Genomic DNA, 11,089 nt, shown 5'->3' on the forward strand with positions numbered 1-11,089 from the left:
GCCCTGGCCAATTTTAAACAGATACACCGGCCGCTGCTCAACTGAGCGCCCCAACTCTGTTACTTCAAGCCAGTCTTGCTGCTGGTAGTATTTAATCAGCGGCGCAATATCATCGTGGATTATCTGGCCTTTCGCCAGGCCGGGCGTGGTGAATTTTGCATAATCTGCCGCCGTGGCCAGCCCAGACAGCATGGCACTTAATGCTAACCATAACGATACTTGCTTCAACATAGCATCCTCATTTTTATTTGCTGAAATCTTCAAAGCGTGGTGACAGGTACAAATGTTAACCATAACATAACCAGCCGTACAGGGCACTTTTAGCAACGGTAAGCTAAGCTTAACCAAAGTTCAGGCAACAGGGATCGTTTAAATTGCACAGCCCCCGTCAGTTTTACCAGCAACTGCGCCAGCGCAAGGTGTTAAGGACAGTAGTGGCCTACCTGATTATTGTCTGGCTGGCGCTGCAGGTGGTGGCCGTCGTATCACAGCTGTTAGTACTGCCGCCGTCGGTTGGCAATATCGCGGCGATTAGCCTGATCGCGGCCACTCCTGTAGTGTGCTATCTGGCCTGGTTTTATCAGTATCATAGTGGCCGGTTGCAGCTAATTGCTGCCACTGACGGTAAGCCTCCCGCTATGTTTGGCAGCAGCCAGTTTATGGCGATACTGCTGATTGTCATCGTTAGCACCCTGCTGGCATACCAGTATTATCTACTTAGCCGCCCAGCAGCTAAGCCCGAATCTGCAAACATGCTGGCTGCAAATTCTATTGCGGTACTGCCTTTTAGCCAGCTACTTCAGGAATCGGATACTACCGGGCTGGCTAACAGCCCCGAGCTAACATTATTAACGAACAGCCTGGCGGAAGAAATCAGCAGTCAGCTTGGCCGCACACCAGGGTTAACCGTAGCGTCTGCCAGCTCCGGTCAGATACTCAGCCGCCAGCAATTAAGCCTGCTTGATATTGCCAGCCGGCTGCAAGTTGCCAGCCTGCTTACCGGAACCATCAGCTTACAGGGCCAGCAGCTGCAAATTCGCGTGCAGCTGCTGGATGGCAGTAACAGCCAGACCTTATGGACCAATCAGCTGCAACGCCAACTAACCGATGTGTTTGCTCTGGAGAGCGAAATCGCCCGCAGTGTGGTTAACGCGCTGCAAGCCAGCCTGCCAGAAGGCAGTTCGCTGTTAGATTTATCCGCCAATGCCAGCACCCAAAGCGCCGATGCTTATATCAGCTATTTAAAAGCCCGCGAGCAATACCGGCTGCAAACCAGCGAGGCTATGCAGCAGGCCCGTAAACTCTTTGAACAAGCCATAGCCCAGGATCCGGAATATGCGCTGGCCTATGTTGGCCTGGCCGATACCTTGCTATTACTGAGCGATGGCAGCAAAGAGTTTGGTATTATTGACGTGGATATCGCTACCGTGCTGGCAAAAGAGTATCTGGAAAAAGCCCTTATCCGTGCGCCACAGCTCGCTGAAGCCTATGCGATTAAAGGTAAAATGCTGGAGCTGCAACAACAGTTTGAGCCAGCACTGGCGGCTTATCAGCAGGCGATAGCACTTAATCCTAACCTGGCAGTGACCCATATGTGGCAGTATCTGCTGCTAAAGCAACACGGTCAGTATAAAGAGTCTTTACAGGCGCTGGAGCGGGCTTATCAGCTGGATCCGGTGTCGGTGGCGATACTGTATAACCGTGGCTATGAACAGGCAATTCGCGGTCAGTTTGTTAAAGCCAGCGCCAGCTTTACCCAGTTATTACAAGACTTCCCTGAATCACCATTAGGACATGCCGGTCTGGCAATAAACGCCTTTCATCAGGGCGAACTGGCCGATAGCATTTACCATTGGCAGCAAGCTCATCATATTTCACCCGAAAATACAGATTATCACCGCAATTATCTCGGTTTAGTGCTAAGTCTTGGTCTGACGATACAGCATCCGGAATTAGCAGATATTCCAAGGTTTCGAAATAGCTATTTATTGCGTAGCGGTAACTTCTCAACGTTGTTTGAGGAAATGGCATTTAAAATTGCTGCTCAGCCTGATGATCGCTGGTTGAAATTTGAAATGGCCTGGTACCAAATGCTCGCTGGCGAAACACTTGGCACTGTAAAACTCTTGATAGAAAGCTACCGGACTTTTACCGCAGAAGATTTATACGCAATGCCGATGTGTAGCCCTGCCATTGAAATCGCCTGGGCATTAATGCAAGAGCATAAAGAAGCAGAGGCTGGAATACTGCTGGCACGTTGTCAGCAGCAACTTAACGATGCTATGCAGGGCGAGTTACGAGACAGTTACCTGAATCATCTTGCAGCGCGACTGGCCGCCTTAGAAGGCAATAACGAACAAGCTGTGCAACAACTGCGACAAGCACTGGCGTATGGTTGGCGCGAATGGTGGACCTTTTACGATCCTATTTTGCATAGTATTCCGACCAAGCAGCTGGCGCCACTGCGCCAGCAACTAGAAAAAGCACTTAGCGAGCAGCGGCAGCTAGTGTTGACGCGCGCCAAGCAACCGGCGCCGGCTGATTAGCAGCAAGCAAAAGCCAGCAAATAAACTTAAGGTAGACGGTAATGGCACCTGCACCGCACGCGGTTCCAGAATAAATACCTGTTCAGACGGCGAACTAAAACTTAATACATCAGAGCGTCTGCCTTGGTAGTAACAATTTTCATCGCCCTCATCCTCATAAAAAACAGGAAAACACTCATCACGATTATTACGGTAATAAAAATCCCGTTCCAGGCCGGAATAAAAAGTACTGTTAAAGGTTAGCGAGTATGCACCAGGCAATAAATCACTCGGCATCAACGCCGCCGGGTTAAAGCCATTCTCCCTTAACGCAGCAAAGGTCCAGCTTTGTTCGCCCTGAGTCAGGGTCCAACGGAAATCAGCGGCAAAGGCGGAAGGAAAGTCCCAAATTAAGGCGCTTTCAAAGTCCAGTTGCTCATCTTGATAGAACTGGTAGTAGCAAGGCTCTTCCTGCCAGTACTCTGGTGGTGGGAACGAGTCATAAGGCATAATCAACCAGCAGTCCCGAGGCACTGCCAACAACGGTAAGTCGCCACTGGTAAAGCTGACCCGGTTAATGGCCGGCGCCCCAGCCTGTAAATACCCGTCTCTCATAAAGCTGTTATCATATAAAGCATAGCTTTGCGGACTGGTGGATGTTTCTGAGCCTCTGCCTGCCCCGCGGATTAATTCAGCCTCTACCACAGAACTGCCAAATAGCAGGCTTAGCAAAAGTAAATGGAAAAAACGCATAACCAGCACTCCCTGTTTTTGAAGGTATTGATGCTGCATTTCACCGGCGATACGGCCACCAGAATTCGAAGGCAAACCTCAGGTTAATTATATTTAATGTAGAGCCTGCTAAGTAAAGCAGAAATCAGCTAAAACGCCAGTGGCCGGCTTGCCCGTTGGCATGCTTATCTGTATAAAAGTATCTGTATAAAATACCTGTATAAAAACAATAAAAAGGAGCCTAAGGTGGCTGACTGGTTAACCCTGCTTCCGGCGCTTGTTGCCATTGCCGTGGTGTTGTGGCGCAAAGAAGTGATTCTGGCATTGTTGTTATCACTGTGCTGTGCTGAACTTTTAATATTTATTCAAAACGGCCAGAGTTTTGGCGCCGGTTTATTACTTGATGGCAGCATTCAGACCCTGGAGCGGATTATTGCCGTTACCGGTGATAGTGACAATGCCCGCATTTTAATGTTCTCGCTTTTAGTTGGAGGCTTACTGGCCTATATGCGCTATTCCGGCGGGGTGTCGGCCACGGTGGCGATGCTGGTGAATAAAGGTATTGCCCGCAACGGCCGCCAGGCTGGCTTACTGACTTTTTTCATCAGTAGCGTAACCTTTATTGAATCTAACTTAAGCTCGCTGACTGCCGGTATCAGCTCGCGCGGTTTATTTGATAAATTTAAAATGAGCCGGGCCCGCCTGGCCTATATTATCGACAGTACCAGTGCACCTATTTGCATTATTATTTTACTCAATGGCTGGGGCGCTTATATTCTGGGGCTGTTAAGCACCTATGACTTACCTGACAGTCCGGTAGCGATTTTAATTGGCACCATCCCGCTGAATTTTTACGCCCTGACTACCCTGCTGGTGGTGCTGTATACCATTATCAGTGGCAAAGTATACGGGCCGATGCGTAAATCCGAGCTGCAGCTACATACCTTATCGCACCATAGCGAAATTGAGACTGCCCCCAGCCATCCATCTTTTATGTTAGTGCCACTAGTCACTCTGGTTGGCGCCATGCTGGGCTTTATGCTGCTAACCGGTAACGGCCAGCTGGTCCAGGGCTCGGGTTCTAAATCCGTACTGTACGCCACAGCGCTGGCCTGCGTGGTGGTATATGCCATGATGCTGCTAAGCCGCCGTTTTAAACATCAGCAACTGGTCGATATCGGCTTTAAGGGCATTAGTGAACTCCTGCCGCTGGTTACTATCGTGCTGTTGTCATTATCACTAGGCTCCAGCTTAAAACTGCTGGGCACCGGTACCTTTATTGCCAGCATTGTTGATCAAAACCTACCGCAGGTGCTTATTCCGGCGCTGCTGTTTTTAGCCGGCGCGTTAATCTCCTTTACCACCGGCACCAGCTGGGGCACCTTTGCTATTCTTATTCCCATTGGTATGCCAATGGTCAGCCTGCTCGGCCTGCCGCCACAACTTATTCTGGCGGCGATATTAAGCGGTGGGGTATTTGGCGATCACTGCTCGCCTATTTCTGACAGTACGGCGGTAAGCTCAGTCGCCGCCGGCTGTGATTTACTCGAGCATGTAAAAACCCAGCTGCCCTATGCACTGGTATGTGGCGCCATCGCCTTACTCAGCTTTGTGATTGCCGGCGTACTGATGATCTAACGAGGATAACAATGATGAAAATGGCTCTGCTTACCACCCTGCTGGCTCTGACCAGCCCGTTACCGCTTGCTGCTGAGCCATCAGTACCAGCCGACTTTACTGATGTCGCCAGTCTGCTGCCCGATGCGCAAATTCATATGGCCTACCTTGGCAGCAATAACTTTGTTGGCAGTCAGGTGGATGGCTATCAGGCCAATAAATGTTATTTGCAAAATAATGCAGCTAACGCGCTGGTAACTGCCCAGCAATTGGCAGCGGCTAAAGGTTTAACCCTGTTCATTTATGATTGTTACCGGCCCCAGCGTGCCGTTAACCACTTTATGCGTTGGGCCAGCGATTTAGCCGACACCAGCACCAAAGCTGAGTATTACCCCAACCTGGGTAAAGACCAATTGGTGGGTGAATATATCGCGGAGAAATCCGGCCATAGCCGTGGCAGCACCCTCGATTTAACCCTGGCTGCCAAAGATGATAATGGCAACTGGCAACCGCTGGATATGGGCTCGCCTTTTGATATGTTTGACCCGGTATCCAATGTCGGCAACCCTACTATCAGTGAAGCGCAGCAAGCGAACCGTCAGTTACTGGAAACCATTATGTTGCAGGCCGGTTTTAAGGTGTACAGCATGGAGTGGTGGCATTTTACCCACCAGCCACCGGTATATACCGAGCAGTATTTTGACTTTGTTATCAAGTAAACACTGCAATCAGTGGCTGATATTGTGATTAGAGCTATGCCTGATGTTCTGATAGTATTCGCCCATGCTATTTTTAAACCACTCTAATCATTTTTAACTATGCCCAGACGCACTAAAGCTGAAGCCGAGAGCACCCGCGCCGCCATTCTGGACGCTGCCGAGCTGTTGTTTTTTCAACATGGGGTATCACGAACCACCCTGGAAAAAATTGCAATGGCCGCCAACGTTACCCGTGGCGCCATTTACTGGCATTTTCAAAACAAAGCGGATCTGTTTAATGCCATGCTGGAGCGGGTGAGGCTACCGTTTCAAACATTGTTAACGGAAATTGACAATAATCTGGCCGCCGATCCGTTCAGTCAGTTGCAACAGCTGTTTACTCATGGCTTACAACTCATTGCCAGTAGTGAGCAAAAACGCCGAGTACTGACCATTGTTTTTCATCGTTGTGAATATATCGACGAATTAAATCCGGCAGTAACCAAGCAAGATGAATTAGATACCCAAACCATCGCCGTGATGCAGCGGGCTTTTGAACGGGCTGAGGCCGCGGGCAACTTACGGGACGGTATCTCGCCCCAGTTGGCAGCTAATGCTATGCATATGTATGTCGGCGGCATTATCAGCCATTTTTTATTAAAACCGCAGCAATGTGACTTGATGCAGCATGCTCCTGCACTAATAGACACCATGCTGCAAGGGTTAAAACGACCGTAACATTGCTGACAACGTACCGTTTTAGCGGTTCAGCCTTGCTTTCGGTGGCAGCATCAAACACACTGAAACTTCCTTAGTGTCGGCGGTATTGAGTTTGATGTCTCTGATTTTAAAACGGCTTATCACATTTCTGAATTGTAGTTTGCTTAGTTGCGGCTTATTAATAGTAGCGGCGGCGAACGCCACATACTTTGAAAAAGTACTGATAGACAATAACTTACCCAATGTGGGCACCTATAGTATTACTCAGGATAACCACGGTTATCTGTGGCTGGCATCAACCAATACCGGTTTAATGCAATTTGACGGTTACCAGTTTCAGCCGCATCCGTTATTAAACACCACCCTGACCAAGCTGAAATCTGTGCCAGATATCGATGCTATCGCCTTTGACCGGCAAAACAATTTGTGGGCTGGCAGCTGGGGTTATGGCTTGGCAAAAATCCATGCCGAAAATGGCGAAATAGCGCTGTTTGACGGCGAGGCGGATTTGCTGGCAAGTCCTTTTGTGCAAAAGTTATTTACTGACCAGCAACAGCGGGTCTGGGTTGGCACAACCAAAGGCATTAACCGCTATGACGAGACATCTGGCTTTAGTCGTATTGACCAGCAAACCGATATCTTACCCAGCAGACGGATCTGGGACTTCGCCCAAACCCCTGATAGTACAATCTGGATTGCCACCTCAGGCGGTTTAATAAGCTGGCAGGACGGCAAAGGATTTGGCCAGCCCCTGTACCCACATGGTGATAGCAACGCTGACAATGTGATCCGGGCACTGCAGGTTATTGGTGACGAGCTCTGGCTTGGTACCCGCCGTGGGTTATTTGTCTATCAACCGGCGCTACAGCGTTTTCAGAGGGTAAGGTTGCCTGATGAACAGCCACTCCCCGTTATTAATGCCCTGGGTACCAGCGTTGAAGGAAATTTACTTATCGGAACCTTTAATGGTATCTATTCAGTTGACCCGGTAAAACGGGTTTTTGTCAGACGTTTCCAACAAAATTACGTGGAACTTGAACATATTAATGTCCGGACCTTTTTTATTGATAAAAGTCAGGTGACCTGGGTAGGTACCCGTGAAAGTGGTTTATTTTTTAAAACACGACAGCGCAGTGCGTTTCAAAACACCGCAGATGAGGCGCTGGCCTCCTTACAAAATAGCATTACGGCTCCCTTGTTAAGCTTGCTGGCAGAACCCGAACAACTGTGGTTTGGTCAACAAGGCAGCGTGAGCCGCTATTCTCATCACAGCCGGCAGCTGCAGCAATTTGATATTCCCGGCCGGGTCAATGTTATTCGCCGCGCGCCGGATAATGTTATCTGGGTAGGCACCGACAACGGCATATTCCAGTATGACACCACAGCAGGCAAATTCAGGCGGTTTGCCACACCCTATACCGCCCTGAACCTGCCACAACAAAATGCCCGGGATATCCGGTTTACTGACGATAATAAAACCGTTATTAACCTTTGGAATAACGGCGTTTTATTGTTTGATAACCAGACCCAAGGCGTTAACCATTTTTTAGCTGATATCAGCCAGACTATGGTAGGCGACGCAATCCAGGCCACCCTGGTAACCCCTGATCATATCTGGCTGGCCAGTCGGTTAAGCGGCCTGTATTTACTCGATCGCCAAACGTTATCCATTGTGCCAATGGCGATTATAAACAGCTCATTATTACTCTCACCCGATTTCACCGGCCAGCTTACCTGCCTGGCGCATGCTCCGCAAAACAGTGTGGTTGTCTGCTCTGAGCAAGGCTTATTAAGAGTTTATCTGGATAGTGGTGCAGTAGAGTTAATTGATACCGATACCGGTCTTGCCGGTAAATCGCTGGTCGGGGCCCACACCGACAAACTGAATAATATCTGGGTAATGAGTACTGCCGGTCTTGATGTAATAAAGCCTGACGGCAACATTGCCCATTTTAATCAGGTAGATGGCTTAAACAGCAATGAAATGATGTTTAATGCCGTAGCTGAAGATGACAGACAGCTGTATTTTGGTTCTGACGCAGGCATCGAATTAGTGGTACCAGACCGGCTGCTTGAGCCACTGCCATCAATTGCCCAGGCCATTACCAAAGTGACCTTTGATCAAAAGCCGGCTACCGCCAGTGGCCGGTTAACACCGCTAAAATCGATAACGGTCCCGGCAGACGTGTCCAGGGTAGAGTTTCATTTCGCCAGCTTTGATTTCAATAACCCCGCCCGCAACCGTTACCTCTATAAATTAAGCGGCTATGACGATAACTGGCAGCAGTTAAATAACGGCAACATTGCGTCTTTTACCAATCTGGCGCCAGGTAGCTATACCCTACTAATGCAAGCAAGTAATAACCAGCAACTTTTTAGTGGTCAAATCAGTGAGTTAGCAATAGTGGTTCAGCCGCATTGGTGGCAACGCACCTCCGTCCACCTAATGCTCGCTGTAGCCATCATTGCCTTGATCAGTTATATCGTTAAATCACATATCAATAAGGTACATCAGGTCAATATCCTGTTAGAAGAGGCAGTTGCAGCGCGCACTAACGAGCTTGAGCAAAGCCTTAAAAAGCAACAAGACGCTTATCATGAACTGCAGCACCTTGATTTAATGAAAAATCAGTTTATCTCTACGGTCAGCCATGAACTGCGCACCCCACTTACCTCAATCAGTGGCGCGCTTAATCTGGTGCTGTCCGGAGCGTTACGTGCCGACGAACAGAAAACACAGCAATTACTGCAAATTGCCAACAGCAACAGTCAACGTTTAACCTTGTTAATTAACGACTTACTCGATCTGGAAAAGCTGGCAGCAAATCAGATGGTATTTACCATGCAACGCCATGATATTGAAGAAATTGTGCAGCGAGCGGTAAGCGAAAATTCGCCCTATGGTCATAAACGTCAAGTAAGCTTACGTTACGATCCTGCGCCAGATGACCTCGTTACCACGGCCATGGTAGATGAAAATCGCTTACTGCAGGTATTGGCAAATATCCTCTCCAATGCCATTAAGTTTTCGCCAGAACAGCGCGAAGTCATTATCCGGGTGCAACAGCAAGCATCAAATATTGTTATCGCTATTTCAGATAGCGGACCGGGTATTGCCAGGGAGTTTCAGCAACGGATATTTCAACGGTTTGCCCAGGAAAATGCCGGCAATACCCGGGAGCATGGCGGCACGGGCTTAGGGTTGGCCCTGTCACAAGAGTTGATGCATGCAATGAACGGCGATATTTCTTTTGTCTCAGAACCAGGTAAAGGCACTACATTTTATCTGACCTTGCCATTGCAGCCATAAAACCGCCAACCTGCAGGGCAGCTTAAATCAGGCTTTGGTAATAAGCTGGCGCTGCTCCGGCATACCCATACTAAGAACATATGGCATGGCGGCTTGCTGAGCGGTGCTGAAGTCCTGCTTACTGGTCAGGCCCTGCCAGTTTATGGCAATAAGACTTTGGGCAACGGCACCACCCAGACCACTGCCTGGCCCTAGCAAAATAATATGATCAGGGGCGAACTCTTTCACTGCTACCTGCACAGCCCTACTGAAATGAAAAGTATCGTAAACCTGCTGGCCCAGCGTATAGGCTTTTAACGCTGCAGGCTGTGCCACAAAAGCCGGCCAGACAATACCACGACCATCCACCAGCGGTAGTTGTGGCGCGGCAAAAAGCGACTCACTAAAGCGCGCCAGCGCCTGATCTGCCGCTGGCTGCATTAACGGGCTGTGAAACGCCGCGTGACCAGGTAACAGCAACGGAAACTTGTCGTCACAAGGTGGCAGCGCCTTCATGGCTTGCTGCACCGCACTTTGCGTGCCTGCCAGTACTGCATAACCGCCATAAGCTATCGACATAAACAAGGCCCCCTGATGCAGATACAATTGTTCTGCCAGCAGAGAGTGCTTATCGAGATCGGGTTGCCAGTCACTGGTGAGCAGTGGGTAGATAAACTGCGCGCCGGCAGCACTGGCCGTAAGCTGCGCCATACCGGTGACCAGCTGCATGCTATCAGGCCCCTGCCATACCCCTGCACACCCCAGTGCGGTATACCAGCCCATCGAGTTACCCGTCACCGCCACGATGTCGAAGGTGTCACGATTAATCTGGGCGAAGTCCGCCAGGCCAGCACTGAAAATAAGGGCTGCCGCATTTTCTGCTTTAACATGAACGGCATTGCTGAATTGACTGGCGCTATCCAGTGCCGTCACCGTCGGTAAATTAAGTTCTGCGCGCAGTACATCAAAGCCAGCCAGCTGCGGCACAAACGGGCTATCCACAGCCTTATGTTGTTTAATGTAGCCGAGCTCGGGCCGGTTATAACTGCCGCGCCCCGGACATACCACCAACGCGGTTTTTTTCTGGTTCATGTTGCACTTTCTCCGCTTAGCAACTGCTGCACTTTATCGATAATCTGCTGCTTCGACGGCAATACCGCATAAGCGGCAGCACCCAGCGGAATAAAGCTATCGTGAGCGGTGATCCGGCTAAGCTGATAACAGCCGGGCCTCGCTTCACACAGCCCGGTAAATAACTCCTCACTTAATGAACCACGGCTCCGGCATTCATCGACAATCAGTACCTGTGAACAGTCTCCCAGCGCGGCAATAATGGCATCAAGGTGCAGCGGCACCAGGCAGCGAAGGTCCAGCAGCCGCAGGGAATAACCGGCATCTTCCAGCTCTGCTGCCGCCTGACGACTTAAATAATAACCATTACCATAGCTAATAATGGCAAGTTGCGGCGTTGCACCCATGCCCTGCTTAAGCTCCTGGTTAAAGACGGC

8 protein-coding genes and 1 pseudogene are annotated in these 11,089 nt (G+C 49.7%); 5 read left to right on the top strand and 4 right to left on the bottom strand.

The features are described 5' to 3' along the window. Positions 1-231, bottom strand: a pseudogene (locus tag ABY802_RS14115) (peptidase M14); the annotation flags it as partial. A gap of 143 nt (positions 232-374) precedes the next feature. Between ABY802_RS14115 and ABY802_RS14120 the strand changes: the two are divergent. Further along, complete coding sequence (locus ABY802_RS14120) at positions 375-2,546, top strand: tetratricopeptide repeat protein (protein WP_372627766.1); 2,172 nt, start codon at positions 375-377, stop codon at positions 2,544-2,546. On the opposite strand, the gene ABY802_RS14125 is transcribed toward ABY802_RS14120, so the two are convergent. Continuing rightward, positions 2,505-3,278 (bottom strand): hypothetical protein, encoded by a 774-nt coding sequence (locus ABY802_RS14125; protein WP_372627767.1) that lies wholly within the window; start codon positions 3,276-3,278, stop codon positions 2,505-2,507. The two genes, ABY802_RS14120 and ABY802_RS14125, sit on opposite strands and share 42 nt — an antisense overlap. A 225-nt stretch (positions 3,279-3,503) precedes the next feature. Between ABY802_RS14125 and ABY802_RS14130 the strand changes: the two genes are divergently transcribed. The 4 genes from ABY802_RS14130 (at position 3,504) to ABY802_RS14145 (ending at position 9,602) form a co-directional block, all read left to right on the top strand. Next, complete coding sequence (locus ABY802_RS14130) at positions 3,504-4,895, top strand: Na+/H+ antiporter NhaC family protein (RefSeq protein WP_372627768.1); 1,392 nt, start codon at positions 3,504-3,506, stop codon at positions 4,893-4,895. 11 nt (positions 4,896-4,906) lie between these two features. Further along, positions 4,907-5,593, top strand: a complete 687-nt coding sequence (locus ABY802_RS14135) for a M15 family metallopeptidase (RefSeq protein ID WP_372627769.1) — start codon at positions 4,907-4,909, stop codon at positions 5,591-5,593. Positions 5,594-5,692: 99 nt separating this feature from the next. After that, positions 5,693-6,310, top strand: coding sequence for a TetR family transcriptional regulator (locus ABY802_RS14140; protein WP_372627770.1), 618 nt, complete (start codon positions 5,693-5,695; stop codon positions 6,308-6,310). 97 nt (positions 6,311-6,407) lie between these two features. Next, entirely contained in the window at positions 6,408-9,602 is a 3,195-nt protein-coding gene (locus ABY802_RS14145) for an ATP-binding protein (protein ID WP_372627771.1), read from the top strand. 27 nt (positions 9,603-9,629) lie between these two features. On the opposite strand, the gene ABY802_RS14150 is transcribed toward ABY802_RS14145, so the two are convergent. Both ABY802_RS14150 and ABY802_RS14155 read right to left on the bottom strand, forming a co-directional pair. After that, entirely contained in the window at positions 9,630-10,673 is a 1,044-nt protein-coding gene (locus tag ABY802_RS14150; RefSeq protein ID WP_372627772.1) for a malonyl CoA-ACP transacylase, read from the bottom strand. After that, positions 10,670-11,089 (bottom strand): transketolase C-terminal domain-containing protein (locus tag ABY802_RS14155; RefSeq protein WP_372627773.1); only part of this gene is annotated, 420 nt, incomplete at its 5' end. The genes ABY802_RS14155 and ABY802_RS14150, both read right to left, overlap by 4 nt.

It is taken from the genome of Arsukibacterium sp., from assembly GCF_041616895.1.
Lineage (GTDB): Bacteria > Pseudomonadota > Gammaproteobacteria > Enterobacterales > Alteromonadaceae > Alishewanella.